General features: G+C 58.7%; 18 protein-coding genes. 12 read left to right on the top strand and 6 right to left on the bottom strand.

Translation table 11 applies throughout. The features are described 5' to 3' along the window. Positions 1 to 65 precede the first annotated feature (65 nt). A complete protein-coding gene (pepN, locus tag IG168_RS17505) occupies positions 66 to 2,696 on the top strand; it encodes an aminopeptidase N (protein WP_193165892.1) in 2,631 nt (876 codons plus the stop codon). A gap of 95 nt (positions 2,697 to 2,791) precedes the next feature. Here the strand turns inward: pepN and IG168_RS17500 are convergent, their stop codons facing one another. Both IG168_RS17500 and IG168_RS17495 read right to left on the bottom strand, forming a co-directional pair. Continuing rightward, complete coding sequence (locus IG168_RS17500; RefSeq protein WP_193165891.1) at positions 2,792 to 3,340, bottom strand: histidine phosphatase family protein; 549 nt, start codon at positions 3,338 to 3,340, stop codon at positions 2,792 to 2,794. A 3-nt stretch (positions 3,341 to 3,343) separates the two neighbouring features. Then, complete coding sequence (locus IG168_RS17495; RefSeq protein ID WP_193165890.1) at positions 3,344 to 4,930, bottom strand: carboxylesterase/lipase family protein; 1,587 nt, start codon at positions 4,928 to 4,930, stop codon at positions 3,344 to 3,346. A 198-nt stretch (positions 4,931 to 5,128) separates the two neighbouring features. Between IG168_RS17495 and IG168_RS17490 the strand changes: the two genes are divergently transcribed. Both IG168_RS17490 and IG168_RS17485 read left to right on the top strand, forming a co-directional pair. Further along, on the top strand, positions 5,129 to 5,308 hold the full coding sequence (locus tag IG168_RS17490) for a hypothetical protein (RefSeq protein ID WP_193165889.1): 180 nt from the start codon (positions 5,129 to 5,131) through the stop codon (positions 5,306 to 5,308). A gap of 168 nt (positions 5,309 to 5,476) precedes the next feature. Continuing rightward, positions 5,477 to 6,739 (top strand): MDR family MFS transporter, encoded by a 1,263-nt coding sequence (locus tag IG168_RS17485; protein ID WP_193165888.1) that lies wholly within the window; start codon positions 5,477 to 5,479, stop codon positions 6,737 to 6,739. A gap of 116 nt (positions 6,740 to 6,855) precedes the next feature. Here the strand turns inward: IG168_RS17485 and IG168_RS17480 are convergent, their stop codons facing one another. Together IG168_RS17480 and IG168_RS17475 are read right to left on the bottom strand one after the other, a co-directional pair. Further along, complete coding sequence (locus IG168_RS17480) at positions 6,856 to 8,886, bottom strand: NADPH-dependent 2,4-dienoyl-CoA reductase (protein WP_193165887.1); 2,031 nt, start codon at positions 8,884 to 8,886, stop codon at positions 6,856 to 6,858. 246 nt (positions 8,887 to 9,132) lie between these two features. After that, complete coding sequence (locus IG168_RS17475) at positions 9,133 to 10,032, bottom strand: LysR family transcriptional regulator (RefSeq protein WP_193165886.1); 900 nt, start codon at positions 10,030 to 10,032, stop codon at positions 9,133 to 9,135. A 108-nt stretch (positions 10,033 to 10,140) separates the two neighbouring features. On the opposite strand from IG168_RS17475, the gene IG168_RS17470 reads away from it, so the two are divergent. Genes IG168_RS17470 through IG168_RS17430 form a run of 9 tightly spaced genes read left to right on the top strand, consistent with a single transcriptional unit; the run spans position 10,141 to position 18,433 of the window. Beyond that, positions 10,141 to 10,812: a histidine phosphatase family protein gene (locus tag IG168_RS17470; protein ID WP_193165885.1), complete on the top strand. Its 672-nt coding sequence runs from the start codon at positions 10,141 to 10,143 to the stop codon at positions 10,810 to 10,812. A gap of 12 nt (positions 10,813 to 10,824) precedes the next feature. Then, positions 10,825 to 12,039 (top strand): acyl-CoA dehydrogenase family protein, encoded by a 1,215-nt coding sequence (locus IG168_RS17465; protein ID WP_193165884.1) that lies wholly within the window; start codon positions 10,825 to 10,827, stop codon positions 12,037 to 12,039. Positions 12,040 to 12,082: 43 nt separating this feature from the next. Continuing rightward, positions 12,083 to 13,129: a phosphotransferase gene (locus IG168_RS17460; protein WP_193166015.1), complete on the top strand. Its 1,047-nt coding sequence runs from the start codon at positions 12,083 to 12,085 to the stop codon at positions 13,127 to 13,129. Between the two features lie 34 nt (positions 13,130 to 13,163). Beyond that, a complete protein-coding gene (locus IG168_RS17455; RefSeq protein ID WP_193165883.1) occupies positions 13,164 to 13,940 on the top strand; it encodes an SDR family oxidoreductase in 777 nt (258 codons plus the stop codon). Between the two features lies 1 nt (position 13,941). Beyond that, on the top strand, positions 13,942 to 14,724 hold the full coding sequence (locus IG168_RS17450) for an SDR family NAD(P)-dependent oxidoreductase (RefSeq protein ID WP_193165882.1): 783 nt from the start codon (positions 13,942 to 13,944) through the stop codon (positions 14,722 to 14,724). A gap of 56 nt (positions 14,725 to 14,780) precedes the next feature. Next, positions 14,781 to 15,239, top strand: a complete 459-nt coding sequence (locus IG168_RS17445; protein WP_193165881.1) for a MaoC family dehydratase — start codon at positions 14,781 to 14,783, stop codon at positions 15,237 to 15,239. Positions 15,240 to 15,266: 27 nt separating this feature from the next. Further along, entirely contained in the window at positions 15,267 to 16,190 is a 924-nt protein-coding gene (locus IG168_RS17440) for an SDR family NAD(P)-dependent oxidoreductase (RefSeq protein WP_193165880.1), read from the top strand. 33 nt (positions 16,191 to 16,223) lie between these two features. Beyond that, positions 16,224 to 17,405: an acetyl-CoA C-acyltransferase gene (locus IG168_RS17435; protein ID WP_193165879.1), complete on the top strand. Its 1,182-nt coding sequence runs from the start codon at positions 16,224 to 16,226 to the stop codon at positions 17,403 to 17,405. Between the two features lie 50 nt (positions 17,406 to 17,455). Further along, positions 17,456 to 18,433 carry an NADPH:quinone oxidoreductase family protein gene (locus IG168_RS17430; RefSeq protein WP_193165878.1) on the top strand — a complete coding sequence of 326 codons (978 nt, stop codon included), beginning with the start codon at positions 17,456 to 17,458 and terminating at the stop codon, positions 18,431 to 18,433. Positions 18,434 to 18,473: 40 nt separating this feature from the next. Here the strand turns inward: IG168_RS17430 and IG168_RS17425 are convergent, their stop codons facing one another. Both IG168_RS17425 and IG168_RS17420 read right to left on the bottom strand, forming a co-directional pair. Further along, entirely contained in the window at positions 18,474 to 18,923 is a 450-nt protein-coding gene (locus IG168_RS17425; protein WP_193165877.1) for a hypothetical protein, read from the bottom strand. After that, positions 18,920 to 19,453, bottom strand: coding sequence for an RNA polymerase sigma factor (locus IG168_RS17420; protein WP_193165876.1), 534 nt, complete (start codon positions 19,451 to 19,453; stop codon positions 18,920 to 18,922). Before IG168_RS17420 ends, IG168_RS17425 begins: the two co-directional genes overlap by 4 nt. Positions 19,454 to 19,545 lie beyond the last annotated feature (92 nt).

Genomic DNA, 19,545 nt, shown 5'->3' with positions numbered 1-19,545 from the left:
CTCGGGAAACGCCTAGTAGCGTCATGGGCGCCGAACCGTCTGTCAGCAGTCTATTGGATTTTGTCATGAAAGATGCCCAGCCCCGTACCGTCTACCTGAAGGATTACCGCGTACCCGACTATCTCGTCGACAGTACGCGGCTGCGCTTCGAGCTGCAGCCCAGGTCCACGCTGGTCAGGTCGGAGCTGCATATCCGCCGCAACCCTGCCGCGGGGACCGATTTGCCACCTCTGGTTCTGGATGGGGTGGAACTGGAGCTGCTGTCGGTGTCCATCGATGGCGAACTGGTCCCGGCCAGCCGCTACCAGGAGCTGCCGGAAGGGCTGTCGATCCCGGTGGACAAGCCGGAATTCGTGCTGGAGATCCACAACCGCATCAATCCGGAGGAGAACACCTCGCTGGAGGGGCTCTACCTCTCCAACGGCATGTACTGCACCCAGTGCGAGGCGGAGGGTTTCCGCAAGATCACCTTCTATCCGGACCGTCCGGACGTCATGTCCACCTTCACGACCACCATTGTCGCGCCGAAGCAGTACCCGGTGCTGCTGTCGAACGGCAATGAAATCGAGCGCGGCACCACCGAAGACGGGCGGCAGTTCGTCACCTGGGAGGACCCCTTTGCCAAGCCGTCCTACCTGTTTGCCCTGGTGGCCGGTGACCTGCAGCATGTGGAAGACACGTTTACCACGGCCAGCGGCCGCGCGGTGAAGCTACAGATCTTCACCGAGGCCAAGAATATCGGCAAATGCGATCACGCCATGCGCTCGCTGAAAAAGTCGATGCGTTGGGACGAGGAGGTATACGGACGCGAGTACGACCTGGACATTTTCATGGTGGTCGCCGTCGATCACTTCAATATGGGCGCAATGGAAAACAAGGGGCTGAACATCTTCAACTCGGCCTGTGTACTGGCGAGCCCCAAGACTGCCACGGACGCGAGCTACCAGCGTATCGAAGCGATCGTCGCGCACGAGTATTTCCACAACTGGTCCGGCAACCGCGTTACCTGCCGCGACTGGTTTCAGTTGAGCCTGAAAGAGGGCTTTACCGTATTTCGCGACGCGGAATTTTCCGCCGATATGAACTCCCGCGCGGTCAAGCGCATTGAAGATGTTTCCATGCTGCGCACCACGCAGTTCGCCGAGGATGCCGGGCCCATGTCTCACCCGGTGCGGCCGGACTCCTACATGGAAATCTCCAACTTCTACACCCTGACGGTTTACGAAAAGGGTGCGGAAGTCGTGCGCATGATCCACACGCTGCTGGGGGCCGATGGTTTCCGCAAGGGCAGCGACCTCTATTTTGAGCGCCATGACGGACAGGCGGTGACCTGCGAGGATTTCGTCAAGGCGATGGAGGACGCCAACGGTGTCGACTTTTCCCAGTTCCGCCGCTGGTATAGCCAGGCGGGCACACCGGTGCTCGATGTGAGCGATGAGTTTGATGCGGCCAGCGGCACTTATTCCCTGACAATCAGGCAATCCTGCCCGGCGACACCGGGACAGCAGGAAAAACTGCCTTTCCATATTCCATTTGCGCTCGGTTTGCTGGGCCGCGATGGTGAGGCGCTGCCGCTGGATACCGCAGGCAACACCGAGCAGGTGCTGGAAATCACCGAGAGTGAGCAGACGTTCCGGTTCCATGGATTTGCACAAAAACCGCTGCCGTCATTGCTGCGCGGTTTTTCTGCGCCGGTGAAAGTGCGCTATGAATACAGCAGCGAGGATTTGCTGTTCCTGATGCGCTGCGACAGCGACGAATTCAATCGCTGGGATGCTGGCCAGCGTCTGGCCTTTATGGCGCTGGAAAAACTGCAGGAAGATTTTCGCCAGCAGCGCCCGCTGGAACTGCCTCCGGCACTAGTGAACGCCTATCGCAGTGTGCTGCAAAACCGCGAGCTGGATCCGGCCCTGGTGGCGGAGATACTGGCGCTGCCTAGTGCGCAGACACTGGCGGAGCACGCGGAAACCATCGATGCGGAAGCCATTATCGCCGCGCGCGAATTCGCGCGGCGCGAGCTGGCACTGGCCTTGAAAGACGATCTGCTCGCCTGTTACCAGCGATTCCACGACGACCGCGAATACAGCCCCAGCGCCGCCGATATCGCCGCGCGCAGCCTGAAGAATACCTGCCTCAGTTATCTGTGTGTCACGGAGGAAACGGAACAGCTGGCGCTGGCGGAAGCGCAATTTGCCGCCGCCGGCAATATGACCGACAGCGCAGTGGCGCTGGCGGCACTGGTCAATCACGCGCCGGAACAGGTCGCCCAGAGCGCCCTGGAATCCTTCTACCAGCGCTGGCAGCAGGATACGCAGGTGGTGGAACTCTGGCTCGGCCTGCAAAGCAGCAGTGCCCAGCGCGGCACACTGGAGAATGTGCGCGGCCTGATGCAGCACCCTGCCTTCGAACTGAAAAACCCGAACAAGGTTCGTGCTGTCATTGGTGGTTTTGCCAATCGCAATTTCAATCAGTTCCACCGTGCGGATGGCAGCGGCTTCGATTTTCTCGCGGAGCAGGTAATCGCACTTGATAAACTCAATCCGCAGATCGCCGCGCGCCTGGTAACACCCATCACGCGATGGAAGAAGTACACGGCGGATCTGGGAGATAAGATGCGGGCTGCACTGCAGTCAGTAATGGACTCCGGCAAGCTGTCGCGGGATCTCTACGAGGTGGTGAGCAAAAGCCTCGCCTGACCGCCGTATTGGCGGATTGCTGCAAGATCGAAGTGAAAGAGGGGCCAACCATTGCGGTTTGCCCCTTTTTTTATTGGCGGTGGTTTATCGGTTTTCTAGAGGATCCGACTGTCACGGATCTTGCCCAGGGTTACCAGCTCGAGGGTGTCACCCTCGAGGTATAGCTCCGTCACCGAGGTGTAGTCGGGTCGGAACTGTTGAACACTGGCGTCGTCGCGAATATGTGCAACCACTGAATTGATGACCATAAAGTGGCAGAACACTGCGGTGTCCTGTTCCAGCCCTTTCAGGTAGTCCAGGGTTTTACTGCGCCATTCGGACTGTTCCCGGTTTGCAAAATCCCATTCACTGTTGAGCAAACTCCGCAGCCAGTCGCCCCGATTGCTCAGGGTTACGCCTGCCGGCGACGGGATTTCAATCATCGCTTCCTCGATAATGACCGGGCACTGCCAGAGATCCGCCAGCGGTTGCGCCGTCTGTCGCGTCCGCGCCTTGGGGCTGCTGACCAGTTCGAAGCGCGGCGCTTCGGCGAAGTGTTCCGCCAGTTTTCTTGCCTGCAGATTGCCCAGTTCGGTCAGGCCCGGATCCGGGTCTTTGGGAGACTTCGCCGCTTCGCCGTGGCGGATCAGTAATATTTTTGTCATTCCCTATAGATATCGCTGCAACCATTCATGCGGCACATGTTGCCACAGTGCGGCCACTTCTGCCGCATCGAAGGCGCGATCCTCCGGGTGATCGCCGAACCGGCGACTGTGCCCCTCACTGAATGCCGGCCAGTCTTTACCGGGATCTCCGCTTTCGGCAAAGTTCAGCCAGGCATCGCGCATCACATCACTGAGCTGGTGCGGCTCAGTTTCGGCACCGTAGAGATCCTGAACAGCGCTTTCCCCATGGGTGCCAAATACGTAACCGAGTTCCACCGCGTGGCAGGCCCCGAGTAGCGGTTGCGACGCCAGGGGCTGGGCAAAGTGGTAGTGGAAATTACGGCCGCCATGGGCTTGCAGCAGGCGCATGCCGGGCAGGGTGAATATCATATCGGTCAGCATCAGGTTCCAGGCGCGGCTCCACTCCGGCCAGGGATTGCCTGTCAGGGTCACGGCTTTGCGATAGTAGTGTTCGAGTAATGGATCCAGCACATTGCCCGGCAGCATCCACTCGAGGCGCGCACGGATCTGATCGCTATCTAGGGTAAAGCTGTCCGGTGCGGTTGCGCTGAACAGGTTCCACTCGTCCAGGTTGTAGCCGAGTAAAAGGGATAAGTCGGCGGCGCTGCCATCCTGCATTGCGGTGACGGGTTCCGCGTGCAGCAACGCGCCGTCGATTACCGGTTTGAACGGCAGTTGCCCCCAGTGCTGTTCCATACGCGGATCGGACAGCACCGCCAGTTGAGCCTGTAAGATTTCCCGGGTGCTGGCGCCGGCCGGATCGTCGACATCTCTCAGTTGTGCCAGGTGTTCGAGAAATCCCCGGCCCAGGTCGTTGGCCCGATCGCGGGAGTGCACGGTGCTCGGGTTACCGCTCTGTACAATCGCGCGATGAAACAGACCGCGGCAGTTGCGCGCAGCCATCAAATTGACGATGCACATGGCGCCAGCGGATTCGCCAAACAGGGTGACGTTGTCAGGATCGCCGCCGAATGCAGCGACGTTTTCCTGTACCCATTGCAGTGCAGCAATCTGGTCTTGCAGGCCTTCGTTGCCGGTCGCCGGAATATCGCTGATGTCGTCGAGGCGCAGAAAACCGAGGGCGCCGAGGCGGTAATTGAAGGTGACCACGATGGCCCGGCCGCTGGCAGCCAGGTAACGGCCGTCGTAAATTTCCTGTGAGCCGGATCCCAGGTAAAAAGAACCACCGTGAATCCAGACCATCACCGGCAGTTTGGTCGAACTCCGCCTGTCCTGTGGCGGCGCATAGATATTGAGGTACAGGCAGTCCTCCCCCTCTGGATGCTCGCCGTTGGGGCCGAGCACCTTGAACAGTAGCGAGGGGTTCTGTGCCGCGGGCATACCGAATCGGGTGGCCTGCAAAGGTGCCCGCCACGGCGCCATCTTCTGTGGGGCGCGCCAGCGCAGCTCACCCACCGGTGGCGCAGCAAAGGGAACACCGAGAAAACACTGTACTCCGGTTTTGGGATCTATCTTCCCGAGAAGTGGGCCGGCGGGGGTGGCTATCATCTCAGTCTGCCGCGCGGCGGTATCGTCAATATTCTGGGGAATATTTGCGTCACTGGTCATGGGCGGGTCCAATCCTTGGTGGGTCTCCGGTCCGCAGAAATGTTTCCAGTATAGTCGGCCATGCCCCTTTGATTACCGCGTTGAAATATTTGCTGCGGCGATGAGAACAACTCGAAAAAATAATGCAACTTTTTCCTTGCAAACGCTGACTGCTCAGATACTATTAACGCCATAGCGTCAACTTAAGAATTTAATTCGATGAACCCGCAAACCCTACAATTTTCGCCGCGACTGCGCTCCGCCCTGCAGCACCTGCTGTCGGCCTCTGTGCATCTGCGTTCGGCGTTCGGGTTTGTGACCTGGTGTGGCGGTGCGCGTAAAGTCTGCGCCCAGCGCAATACTTATAAGATGCGCCCGGTGACCGTCGTGATCACCTAGCACACCTGACAAAGCTACTGGCGATGGAAGGTGAAAAAGCCTTCCTCCCAACAGAAAACCCGGAAGGCACGCCTCCCGGGTTTTTTTTTGCCAAAAATTTCGCGCAGAAGAGTGTCTGTGCGTTCTGGTTATTTACGAGAGAAAGATCATCGACAAGGAGTAATTCCAATGGACAGGCAGTGGTGGCAGAGGCTGCATAACTTTCCGCCTTTGATATGGATCATTCTGATCGGCAGCTTCTTCGGACGCGGCACCTATTTCATGGTGTGGCCGTTTCTGGCGATTCTGTTGTATGAAAAATTCCAGTTGGGTGCGGCGCAAATCGGTCTGATTCTGAGTGCCTCCGCGGTGGGGGCGGCCCTGCTCGGGTTTTATGTCGGGGCACTGTCAGACCGTTACGGCCGACGCAATATTCTGCTGGCCGGAACCGGAATTAATTTCCTCGCTTTTGCTCTGCTGGCAGTGGCAGACACGCTGCCGCTGTTTGTCCTGTCGATAACCTTCTGCTCGATCGGCCGCGCGGTATGGGAGCCGCCCGCCAGTGCGTTGATGGGCGACCTGATTCGGGACAAGCAGAGCCGGGAGCTGGCGTTGCAGTTCCGTTATTTCCTGGTCAACGTCGGGGCGGCGCTCGGTCCTATTGTCGGGGTGTGGGCAGGGCTTAGTGCGCAGCAGTCCACGTTCGGCCTGACCGCACTCAGTTATTTACTGCTGAGCCTCGGTTTTCTCTGGGGATTTGCGCGGACCGCCACCGGCCGCCTCGCGCACAAAAAACGCGATGCGGGAGCTACGTTTGCCAGTACGCTTGCAGTGTTGAAACGCGACCACGTTTTTCTCGTTGTTATTGTTGCGAATGTGCTGACCATGTTTATCTACGCCCATATGGATTCGAGTCTGGTCCAGTACCTGACTCGCGCTGAGGCGCCGGATCTGGTGCAGCTGATTTCCAGTATGATCCTGGTGAATGCATCGACCATCGTACTGCTGCAGTTTCCGATGCTGCAGATGATGCGCGATATCAGCGTAAACAGGCGTATTGCGATCGGGCTGCTGATTCTGGCCGCGGGACAGATTTGGTATGCGACCAATCCGGTGGACTGGTTCGCCGGGTGGATGGGCGCGACCTTTGTCGTCAGTCTCGCAGAGGCGATTCTGTTCCCGACCATGAGTGTGCAGATAGACCGGATGGCGCCGGATCATCTGCGCGGTAGTTACTTCGGCGCTTCGTCGTTCTATTCGCTGGGCTGGTCCGCGGCGCCGTTTGTCGGCGGACTGGTGATCGAGTGGTTGGGCGGGCCGGCGCTGTACTGGGCAATGTTTGCACTCTGTGGCCTGGTATTTGTGCTCTACCGCCTGACCGGATATCTCTCGCGGCCCCAGTGGCAGCCGGAGAGTGAAGCGGCGCTGGCTGTGCCGCCCCACCCAAATTGATTGTCGCTTGTCTTATGACCCTGAGCTCGGCCCCATTACGGGGCCTTTTTTTACCTGGAAATTCCTGCCGGATGCGGACGGCATCCGGCGCCTATACTGACTACCTGCCCGAATAGTTAGATCTCGGCCGCAAGGCGTGAACCCTGGTCGATCGCGCGCTTGGCGTCCAACTCGGCGGCCTCGTCTGCGCCGCCGATCAGGTGCGTGGTCACTCCATTTTCCTGCAATGCATCGTACAGAGCGCGCGCCGGTTCCTGCCCCGCACAGATCACGATGTTGTCGACGTCCAGAACCTGCTGCTCGTCGCCGATGCGCAGGTGCAGGCCCTGATCGTCGATCTTTTCGTACTGCACACCGGGAATCATCTGAACATTGCGGTGCTTGAGGCTGGTGCGGTGAATCCAGCCGGTGGTCTTGCCGAGACCGGCGCCGACTTTGGATGTCTTGCGCTGCAGCAGCGTAACCTGGCGGGGAGCGGAAACCGCGCTTGCGGACTTCAGGCCCGCGCGGTTTTCCAGCTGAATGTCCACGCCCCACTCGTCGAAGAACTCGGACTTGCTGCTGGCGATGAGTTCGGCCTGCGGATCCACCTCGTGGGTCAGGTATTCCGCCACGTCAAAGCCAATACCACCAGCGCCGATGACGGCGACTTTCTGCCCGACCGCGTTCTTGTGTTTCAGTACGTCCAGGTAGCTCAATACCTTTTCGTGCTCGACGCCGGGGATCGGCGGTGTGCGCGGTTCGATGCCGGTGGCGATGATCACTTCATCGAATTCCCGCAGGTCCGCCGCTTCCACACGTGTGTTCAGCTTCACCGTTACACCAGTGAGCTCCAGTTTGCGCTTGAAGTAACGCAGCGTTTCCTCGAACTCCGCCTTGCCGGGAATCTGCTTGGCAATATTGAACTGGCCGCCGACGCGACCGTCCGCTTCAAACAGCGTGACCTCGTGGCCGCGCTCGGCGGCCACAGTCGCTGCAGCCAGGCCGGCCGGACCGGCGCCGACGACAGCGATCTTCTTCGCCTTATCCGTCGGCTGGTATTGCAGTTCGGTTTCGTGGCAGGCACGCGGGTTGACCAGGCAGGAGGTCAGCTTCAGTTCGAAGGTGTGGTCCAGGCAGGCCTGGTTACAGCCGATACAGGTATTGATCTCATCCGTGCGGTTTTCTGCGGCCTTATTGACGAAGTCGGGGTCGGCGAGGAACGGACGCGCCATGGACACCATGTCGGCGTGGCCTGCTGCCAGTACGTCTTCGCCCACCTGCGGCATATTGATGCGGTTACTGGTCACCACTGGTACGCTCAGGTGCTGTTTTACCTTGGCAGTGATTTCGGTAAATGCCGCGCGGGGGACGCTGGTAGCGATGGTGGGCACACGGGCTTCATGCCAGCCGATGCCGGTATTGATGATGGTGGCGCCGGCTTTTTCGATCGCCTTGCCCAGGGCAACGACTTCGTCAAAGGTGCTGCCGTCTTCTACCAGGTCCAGCATCGACAGGCGGTAGATGATGATGAAGTCTTCGCCGACCGCCTCGCGCACGCGGCGCACGATTTCCAGCGGCAGGCGGATGCGATTTTCGAAGCTGCCGCCCCACTCGTCGGTGCGCTTGTTGGTGCGCGACACGATGAACTGGTTGATGAAGTAGCCTTCGGAGCCCATGATCTCGACGCCGTCGTAACCCGCCTCGCGGGCCAGGGTGGCGCAGCGCACGTAATCGTCAATCTGGCCTTCGATTTCTTCGCCAGTCAGTTCACGCGGCGTGAACGGGTTGATCGGCGCCTGAATCGCGGAAGGGGCAACCAGATTCTGGTTATAGGCGTAGCGGCCCGCGTGCAGAATCTGCATACAGATTTTGCCACCCTCCGAATGGACCGCGTCGGTGATCTCCCGGTGCTGCTGGGCCTCTTCCGGGGTCGTCATTTTGGCGGAGCCCATAAAGACGCCGCCCTCTTCATTGGGGCCGATACCGCCAGTCACAATCAGGCCTACACCGCCCCGGGCGCGCTCCGCATAGAAAGCTGCCAGCCGGGTAAAGCCACCGGCGTGTTCCTCCAGGTTGGTGTGCATCGAGCCCATCAGCACCCGATTTTTCAGCGTGGTAAAGCCCAGGTCCAGCGGGGCCAGCAGGTGGGGGTAGGCGTGGGACATGGCAATAATCTCTTCTTCTTGACCTAGATGTGACCGGTTTCGGTCGATTCGTATATGCAAAGAGTTGCATATTGTTGGGCGCAGAATAGCAATGGCGGGAGCGGTGGGCAGTGACCGATCCGGTCGAAATCAGTGATCAATCTCCGACGTGCACCGCATGGCTGCGGAAGAATCCGCATTCCAGCGGCTGGCAATGGCCTGAGGTGACTCTTTCGCCGATACGGCCTGCGGGGCACAGATCCTTGCCTATTGAGCGGTTGCGAACATATCCAGTATCAGCTCGCGCAACCAGCGGTTGGCCGGATCGTCATGTTGATTGTTGTGCCACAACAGGTGCCAGTCCAGCTGTGGGATCTGGAATGGCAGTTCGAACAGGCGCGCGGGGTACTGGTTGGCGAGACTGGCCGGTACTGTCAGAGCCAGGTCTGTACGCAATACCACGAGCGGGGCAACCCGGTAGTGCTGTACCCGCAACTTGATATTGCGGCGGCGCCCGAGCTTATTCAGGCCGATATCCACGACCCCGGGGCCGCTGCGCCGGCTGGAAACGTGAATATGTTCCAGCTGTAGATACTGTTCCAGGGTCAGACTGGTCTGCTGTGCCAGTGGATGGTCTGTGCGCACCATACACAGATAGCGATCGTGGACCAGGCGGTGCTGCTGCAATTGCGTGGTGGTGGCGAGGGAAATATCCAGGCCGAAATCCAGCATATTGGCCGAAAGCTCCTTAACCAGCTGGTTCCTGGGCACATAGTAGGACTCGACGGAAATACCGGGCGCAGTCTGTTGCAGCTGTTCCAGCAGGCGTGGCAACAGCAGGGTTTCGGCCATGTCGTTCATCGACAGGCGCAGCGTCATTTCCGCGCTGGCCGGATCAAATTGACGCTGCTCTCTCAGGCTGCCGCCGAGCAGCACCAGGGCCTCATGCACCTTGGGCATGATGCGTTCGGTGAGCGGTGTCGGACTCATGCCGCCTGTGGTTCGCGTGAACAGAGGGTCATCCAGTGTGCGGCGCAAGCGGGCGAGGGCATTACTCACCGCCGGTTGGGTGATGTGCAGCTGCTCCGCAGCGCGGGTCAGATTGCGCTCGTTGTAGATTGCTTCCAGGACCAGGAAGAGATTCATGTCCATCTGTTGCAGATTCACTTCGATCACCCAAGTTTGATGCTGTGAATGGTGCGATATTCGCATAATAAATTTGGATGATCTATGGGGGCGAGCTAGGGTAGTGGGCAATCCGAGGGGAGATACAAATTGGCTGAGTTTTATATCGTTCGCCATGGCCAGGCGTCATTTGGCGCCGCCGACTACGACAAGCTATCCGATCTTGGCTGGCGCCAGGCGCGCTGGCTGGGAGAGCACTGGCGTGATGCCCGCATGCAGTTTGATCGGGTCCTTTGCGGGGACCTGTTGCGCCACCGGGAGACGGCGCAGGGGATCTGCGAGGGACTGGACCTGGATGTCTCCCGGGTCGAGCTGGTGCCGCACCTGAATGAATTCGATTTCCACAGCATGATGCGCAGTTACGGAGAGCGCGATCCGCACTCCGTGCCTGCTAAGGACGCCGGCCGGGCCGATTATTACCGCTTCCTGAAAAAAGCCATGCTCGCCTGGGCCAACGGAGAAATTACTCCAACCGAGACATGGCGGGCGTTCGAACAGCGTATTGAGGACGGACTGAAAGTGATCGGCAGTGGACCCAAAGGCAGTACCACTCTGGTCGTCAGTTCCGGCGGCGCCATTGCGATGATGGTACGCCAGGTGCTCGGCGCCCATGCGGAGACGGTCACCAAGCTCAATATGCAGATCAAGAACACGTCAGTCAGTCAGTTTTTCTCCAGTGCTGACAGCGTCAGTCTGCACAGTTTCAATCACGTGCCACATCTCGAAAGCGAGGAGCGGCAGGAATTTATTACCTACAGCTAAAGGTAGCGAATAATGGATTTTGAATATTCAGACAAAGTAAAACAGCTACTCGAACGCCTGCAGCAGTTTATGCAGGAACATGTCTATCCGGCTGAAGACACCTACTTCCAGCAGCTGCAGGAAGATCGCTGGGGCGAACCGGCGATCATGGAGGAACTGAAAGCCAAGGCGAAGAGTGCCGAGCTGTGGAACCTGTTTATGCCGGACTCCCGCTTCGGCGCGGGCCTGACCAATCTCGAGTACGCGCCGCTGGCCGAAGAAATGGGCAAGGTGCTCTTTTCCTCGGAGATTTTCAACTGCAGCGCCCCCGACACCGGCAATATGGAAGTGCTGGCACAGTACGGCAGCCCCGAGCAGCAGGCGCAGTGGCTGACACCATTGCTCGCCGGAGAGATCCGCTCCGCATTTGCAATGACGGAGCCGAAGGTGGCGTCATCCGATGCTACCAATATCGAAACCTCGATCGTGCGCGATGGCGATGACTACGTTATCAATGGCCACAAGTTCTATATCAGTGGGTTGATGAACAAGCGCTGCAAAATCATGATCGTGATGGGCAAGTCCGATCCGGAAAACCCGAACCGCCATCAGCAGCAGTCGCAGATTCTCGTACCCACCGATACCCCCGGAGTGAAAATTCTGCGCCCGATGACGGTGTTTGGCTACGACGACGCACCGGAAGGCCACGCGGAGGTGATATTCGACAATGTGCGCGTGCCGGCGTCCAACCTGATTCTCGGCGAGGGGCGGGGCTTTGAAATCGCCCAGGGCCGTCTCGGGCCGGGGCGCATTCACCACTGCATGCGCCTGATCGGCCAGGCACAGCGCGCGCTGGAAATGATGTCCCGTCGTGCCGAACAGCGCGTGGTATTCGGTCGTCCGATGAGCAAGCAGCAATCGGTGCGCGAGGATATCGCCAAGTCCGCCTGTGAAATCGAACAGGCGCGACTGTTGACCCTGAAAGCGGCGCAGCAGATGGATAAGTATGGTAACAAGTCGGCGAAAGACCTGATCGCAATGATCAAAATCGTGGCGCCGCAAATGGCCTGCAATGTGATTGACCGGGCGATACAGATTCACGGCGCCGCGGGCCTCAGCCAGGATTTCAACCTTGCACAGCACTACGCCTATGCGCGCACCATCCGCCTGGCGGATGGACCCGACCAGGTGCATATGATGCAGCTGGGACGCAACCTCGCGGCGCGTTACGGTGCTGAAACCGAATAAAAAAATCGAGCGATAAGGTGATGACAACGTGACCACGGAAACAATGGAATCCGGCAAGAAAACGGCGGTGGAGCAGTTGCCCACCGAAAAACTGGCCGCGTACCTGGCTACACATATCGAAGGCTTCCGCGGGCCGATCCAGGTCGAAAAGTTCTCCGGCGGCCAGTCGAACCCGACGTTCAAAGTCCAGGCGGAATCCGGTACCTACGTATTGCGCCGCCAGCCCCCGGGCAAACTGCTGAAATCTGCCCACGCGGTGGATCGAGAATTTCGCGTGATGCGCGCGTTGGCGGATACCGATGTGCCGGTGCCGCGTGTACTGCACCTGTGTGAAGATCGGGAACTGATCGGCTCGATGTTCTACGTGATGGAATACTGCGACGGCCGGATTTTCTGGGATGCGGCGTTGCCGGAACTCGACAACGCCCAACGCAGCGGCTTTTACGAAGAAATGAATCGGGTACTGGCTGCCCTGCACAGCGTCGATCTGGAGGCCTGTGGGCTGACCGATTACGGCAAGCCGGGGAATTACTTCGAGCGCCAGCTGGAGCGCTGGCAGGGGCAATACCGGGCCTCGGAGCTGCAGCCGATTGCGGCGATGGATCAGTTGATGGACTGGCTCGGAACCGCTCTGCCTGCAGATGACGGCCGCGCAACGCTGGTGCACGGCGACTACCGTCTCGACAACATCGTATTTCACCCCACCGAGAGCCGCGCTATCGCGGTGCTCGACTGGGAACTGTCGACGCTCGGTCACCCCTTTGCCGACCTGGCCTATCAGTGCATGCAGCTGCGCATGCCCGCGGGCGCGGGCAATATCTCCGGACTGATGGGGATGGACCGGCACGCGCTGGGCATTCCCTCGGAACGGGAATACGTCGCCAGTTACTGCGCTCGCATGGGAATCGATAAAATCGACAACTGGGCCTTCTATCTGGCCTTCAGCTTTTTCCGTCTCGCGGCAATCGTACAGGGTGTCGCCAAGCGCGCGCAGGACGGGAATGCTTCCAGCAAGAGCGCAGCCAAACTGGGCGCCTTTGTAGAGCCGCTGGCACAGATGGCCCTGGATGTGATCGACAAAGAATCCTGAAACCAAATTAAAAATTTACGTATTGGAGAAATGTATGGCGACTAATCTTTTTGACCTGAAAGGCAAGATTGCTCTGGTGACCGGTGCGAGCCGGGGTATCGGCGAAGCCATTGCCAAGCTGCTGGCAGAGCAGGGCGCCCACGTGCTGGTGTCCAGCCGGAAGATCGAGGGCTGCCAGGCAGTCGCCGATGCCATTGTCGACGCCGGTGGCAAGGCCGAAGCGGTACCCTGCCATATCGGCAATATGGAGGACATCGAGCGGGTCTTCGGCGAGATTCGCCAGAAATACGGTCGCCTGGATATCCTGGTGAACAATGCGGCAACGAACCCGTACTTCGGCCATATTCTCGATACGGACCTGGGTGCCTTCCAGAAAACCGTCGACGTAAATATTCGCGGTTATTTCTTTATGTCCGTCGAGGCCGGCAAGCTGATGCGCGAGCAGGGCGGTGGTTGTATTGTCAATACTGCCTCGATCAATGCGCTGCAGCCCGGGGTGGGCCAGGGCATCTACTCCATCACCAAGGCGGCGGTAGTGAATATGACCAAGGCATTTGCCAAGGAGTGTGCGCAGTTCAATATCCGCGTCAATGCGCTGTTGCCGGGGTTGACCAAGACCAAGTTCGCCGGCGCGCTGTTCACCCACGAGGATATCTACAAGACGGCCGTCGACCATATTCCTATGCACCGTCACGCGGAGCCGGAGGAAATGGCCGGTACCGTGCTCTATCTCGTCTCCGATGCGTCCAGCTACACCACCGGTGAATGTGTAGTGGTCGACGGCGGCATGACTTCCTGTGGGGGTATCTGATATGGCTACCGATCCGATTCTCGATTTCAGCGGCCAGGTGGCGCTGATTACCGGTGCTTCCAGCGGATTTGGCAAGCTACTCGCCCGCGAGTTGGGCGAGCGTGGAACAAAGCTGGTATTGGGCGATATCAATGAAGCGGATCTGATGACACTGGCCGACGAGCTGGGTGGAGCAGGTATCGAAGTCCGCGCGCGGCGTTGCGACGTGTCGTCAGAAAAAGACTGCGCGGCACTGGTGGAATTGGCACAGGACGCATTCGGGCAGCTGGATATTGCGGTCAACAATGCCGGTATTGCCCCGCCGATGATGCTGGTTGAAGAGACTGACGAGGCGGAGATGGACCGTCAGTACAACGTTAACCTGAAGGGTGTCCTGTTCGGCCTCAAGCACCAGCTGCCGCTGATGAAAAAGCGCGGCAGCGGTGTGGTGCTCAATGTGTCGTCAATGGCTGGTCTGGGCGGCGCCCCCAAGATTGCCTCCTATTCGGCGGCAAAACATGCGGTCATCGGCCTGACAAAGACCGCTGCAGTGGAAACTGCCAAATACGGCGTGCGCGTCAATGCGATCTGCCCCTTCTTTACCCTGACGCCGATGGTGACAGGTATCGAAACACCCGGTGTTAGCCAGCAGGATTTCCAGGGTTTCCTCGCTTCCGGGTGTCCGATGAAGCGCCTGGGGCAGCCGGAGGAAGTGGTGACGGCGATGCTGATGTTGCTGTCGCCTAAAATGACCTATGTCACGGGGCAGGCGCTGGCGGTAGACGGCGGACTTTCCGCCTACTGACGCGCAACGCCTTTTGTGAATTGACTCCAATGAACAGATAACAACAGGAGTACACCATGACGACATTGATTCCCCGCGACCAGATCCAGGCATTCATCGGGTTTGAAAGTGAGGCCACCGACTGGCTGAAAATAGATCAGCACCGTATTGATACCTTTGCCGAGTGCACCCTCGATCGCCAGTTTATCCATGTGGATCCCGAGGCGGCCAAACAGACCCCGTTCGGCGGGACTATTGCCCACGGCTTCCTGACTCTGTCACTGCTGTCCTATTTTGCGGAACAACTGCAAATTGGTATCGAGGGCGTGCAGATGGGGGTTAACTATGGCCTGGATAAAGTGCGCTTTATCAATCCCGTCAAGGTCGACAGCAATGTCCGCGTGCGGGCGAAGGTTCTGGATATCCAGGAGAAAAGCCCGAACCAGTTTCAGTTGAAGCTGGAAGTCACCATGGAGATTGAGGGGCAGGAGAAACCGGCGTTGATTGCCGAGTGGCTGTTTATGCAATTCGTCTAAAAAATCGGTTTTGAGAGAGTCAGCGATATGAGCATTCGATTTGATGGGCAGGTCGCCATTGTGACCGGCGCCGGCAACGGCCTTGGAAAATCCCACGCGCTGGAACTGGCGCGACGCGGAGCGCGTGTCGTCGTCAACGATCTGGGCGGCGCGCGGGACGGTTCCGGCGCATCTCTGTCCGCGGCGGAGCAGGTGGTGGCAGAGATTCGCGGTTTCGGGGGCGAGGCCATCGCCAACGGCGCCAATGTGACCCGTTACGGTGAAGTGGAAGCCATGGTCAAAGAGGCCGTGGATCAATGGGGTCGCGTGGATATTCTGGTGAACAATGCCGGTATATTGAGGGACAAATCCTTCGCCAAGGCGGATCTGGACGATTTTAAACTTGTGATGGAAGTGCACCTGATGGGCTCGGTCAACTGCACCAAGGCGGTTTGGGGCCTGATGCGTGAGCAGAATTACGGCCGTATTGTCATGACCACTTCCTCTTCCGGGCTTTACGGTAACTTCGGCCAGTCCAACTACGGTGCCGCCAAGATGGCGCTGGTGGGGCTGATGAACACCCTGTATCTGGAGGGTGAAAAGTACGGTATCAAGATCAACTGCCTGTCGCCGACTGCGCGTACCCGAATGACGGAAGACATTATTACCGATGAGAAAATTCTCGATCTGATGACGCCGGAATCGGTTACCGCGGGCCTGGTCGCTCTGGTGGCAGAAGATGCGCCCAATCGCTTTATTCTGGGTGCCGGCGCCGGTGCATTTGCCCGCGCCAGGATTGTGGAAACCGATGGTGTCTATCTGCCACCGGAACGGCAGACAGCGGAAGATGTACTTGCCAACCTGGACGCAATCTCGGATGAGAGTGCCCAGAAAGAACTGGTCGGCGGCCTGAATCAGACCGTCAAATTTGTGCAGAAAGCCGCAGCTGCGCTGGATGTGGAATTGAGCTGAATATCAATTCGCGACTGAATTGAGGAAACCATCATGAAAGAAGCCGTTATCGTCTCTACCGCACGCACGCCGATCGGCAAGGCCTATCGCGGTGCATTCAATAATCTCGAGGGCCCCAGCCTCGCCGCGCACGCGGTCAGCGCCGCAGTCGAGCGCGCTGGAATCGAAGCGGCAGAAGTCGACGACTGTATTTTCGGCGTGGCCATGCAGCAGGGCACCACGGGTCTGAATGCGGCGCGCCAGATCGCGCTGCGCGCAGGGCTGCCGGTCAGCGTTGCCGGCATGACCATCGATCGCCAGTGTTCGTCGGGCCTGATGGCGGTGGCGACGGCGGCCAAGCAGATTGTGCAGGATGGTTGCCCGGTTGCTGTGGCGGGCGGACTGGAGCAGATCTCCCTAGTGCAGAACGAGCACATGAACAGTTTCCGGGCGACGGATCCGGGGCTGCTCGAAATGCACAAGGCGATCTATATGCCGATGATCGACACGGCGGAGGTGGTTGCCGAGCGCTACGGTATTGGGCGCGAGCGCCAGGATGAATATGCGTTGCAGTCGCAGATGCGCACCGCGGCCGCGCAGCAGGCCAATCTATTCAAAGACGAAATCATCCCGGTAACCTGCACCAAGGGCGTATTCGACAAAGAGAGCGGCGAGATTTCCTATGAGGAAGTCACGCTGGCCCAGGACGAGGGCAACCGGCCGCAGACGACGCTCGAAGGGTTGCAGGGGTTAAAGCCGGTGCGCGAGGGCGGCATCATCACCGCTGGCAACGCGTCGCAGTTGTCCGATGGTGCGGCGGCGATGGTGCTGATGGATCGCGCGCTTGCAGAGCAGCGCAACCTGCAGCCGCTGGGTATCTACCGGGGAATGGCAGTGGCCGGTTGCGAGCCGGACGAAATGGGTATCGGCCCCGTCTATGCCATTCCCAAGCTGCTCAAGCGGACAGGGCTCTCCATGGACGATATCGGCCTGTGGGAACTGAACGAAGCCTTTGCGGTACAGGTACTCTACTGCCGTGACAAGTTGGGAATCGATAACGACCGACTCAATGTCAACGGCGGGGCCATTTCCATCGGCCACCCGTATGGCATGAGTGGTGCGCGCATGGTCGGGCACGCACTGCTGGAAGGCAAACGCCGCGGGGTCAAGTATGTCGTGGTTACCATGTGCGTGGGCGGCGGCATGGGGGCGGCCGGGCTGTTTGAAGTGGTGTGATCTTTTCGTCGCCGTCAAACTTGGTTTAGATTGAAGAATTGGAGAAATGTATGCGCGCTCTGGTGTGCGAGGAATACGGTACTGCGGAAACGCTGGTCATTGCCGAGCGGGAACTTCCGGAACTGAAAGAAAGCGAGGTGCGTATTGATGTGCGTGCCGCGGGCATCAATTTCCCGGATTCGCTGATCATTGCCGGAAAATACCAGGTGAAACCACCACTACCGTTTGTGCCCGGTGGCGAATGTGCCGGTGTAATCAGTGCTGTGGGCAGCGCGGTGAAAAACTTCAAGGTTGGCGACCGCGTGATCGCCATGCCGGGCATGTCCGCATTTGCAGAGCAGGTTAACGTGGACCAGAAACTGCTGGTGCCGATGCCGGAAAAACTCAGTTTCGAACAGGCTGCCGGATTCTGTATCACCTATGCCACTTCCTATTACGCGCTCAAGCAACGCGCAGCCCTGGAACCGGGCGAAACCCTGGTGGTGCTGGGAGCAGCGGGTGGTGTCGGTGTGACTGCCATCCAGTTGGGTAAGTCTCTCGGGGCCCGGGTGATTGCCTGCGCATCCAGTGCGGAAAAGCTGGAGTTTTGCCGCGAGGTGGGTGCGGATGAGCTGATCAATTACTCAGAGGAAAACCTCAAGGATCGCATCAAGGAACTGACCGGTGGCAAGGGTGCTGATGTTATCTACGATCCGGTCGGTGGCGACTACACGGAAGAAGCCTACCGTTCTATCGCCTGGTGTGGGCGTTACCTGGTCATTGGTTTCGCTTCGGGGGATATTCCCAGGTTGCCGCTGAACCTGCCACTGCTTAAAGCGGGCGATATTATGGGAATTTTCTGGGGCAGCTGGGCGCAGAGAGATCCCAAAGCCAACCTGCAGAATTTTGCCGAGCTGTTGCAGATGGTCGAGGAGGGAAAACTGAACCCGCTGACAACCGAAGTTTATCGGTTTGAAGAGTATGTACAGGCCTTCGCGTCGATCACCGAACGTCGCGCACGGGGTAAAGTGATACTGACACTGAAGTAAGCGGTAGCGGCGCAGCAGAGTGCCGCCCCGCCACGGGTGGTTAATGCGTGGGCAGTAAGCGGCAGTGTTTACGCGCTTTGTTGGCGAGGTCGCGGGGCAGCTTATCCGCGGTGATGCCACGTTGTTCGTGGCGCCACTGCTGGCAGAGGCGCATATAATTTCCCGCCTGTACTTCGCTGCGGAGTTCGAACCAGGGATCTGTACCGGTTGCCGGTAAGGGTTTCTGTAGCTGCCAGTTTGTCAGCGAACTGCTTTCGTTACTCTGTGCGCCGCGCTGTTTCGGTGTCAGGGCGCCAAGATATTGCGCCGGATGGACCAGCAGCACGATGACTGCCACAGCTGCACAACTGCCAGCCGCTTTGGACAGCCAGCGGTTTTCCTGCTTGACCGGCTTGAACTGGCGGGCCTGCAGCAGGATTTTTTCATCGAGAGTTCCCGGGGAAGTGATTTCTGCTACTGCGTCCCGGTATTGATGCTCCCATACGCTCATACAGTTACCTCTACCTCTTCGATACGCCAAGGTTTCCTTTTGGAACCGTGTAAAAATTCGTCCAGTTTATCCTTGCCGCTGCGATAGTGTTCGCGGCAGGATTTAAGGGAAATTTTTTCGATATCGGCAACTGTGGCGAGCGGCAACTCGCATTCCAGGTGGAGCAGCAGAATATTGCGCTCAGTCCGGGAAAGTTGCTGAATGCCCTGCAGGAGTTGGCTGTCAGGGAGGAGAGAATTCTGTTTGGCATCCGGATCTGCGCCGGCATAGTTGCGCAACAGTTTGTTGACGCGAATAAATAACCAGCTGCGCAGCAGGCGGCCGCAGAGCTGTGGTGGGCGCTCGAGCAGCCCCCTCCAGAGTTCCTCCAGCACGCTCGCTGCGCCCGCAAAATTCATTTGCGTGCAGTAGCGATAAAGGCAGTCTTTATGGCGGGCGTAAAGCTGGCGGAACGCCTTGATATTGCGCGTGGAGTGGTAGTAATCGAGCAGGGCCTCGTCACTCAGGTGCTGAAAGTCTTTCCAGGACATTTATCGCGCCTCCATGCGCTGTACACCTTTTTGAACGATTGGCAGCGATAACGCCATCGAAGCGTTTCGCTGGCTGGCGGCCCTTCTGACGC

It is taken from the genome of Microbulbifer hainanensis, assembly GCF_014904735.1.
GTDB classification, from domain to species: domain Bacteria; phylum Pseudomonadota; class Gammaproteobacteria; order Pseudomonadales; family Cellvibrionaceae; genus Microbulbifer; species Microbulbifer hainanensis.
This window is presented reverse-complemented; position numbering and strand designations above follow the sequence as displayed.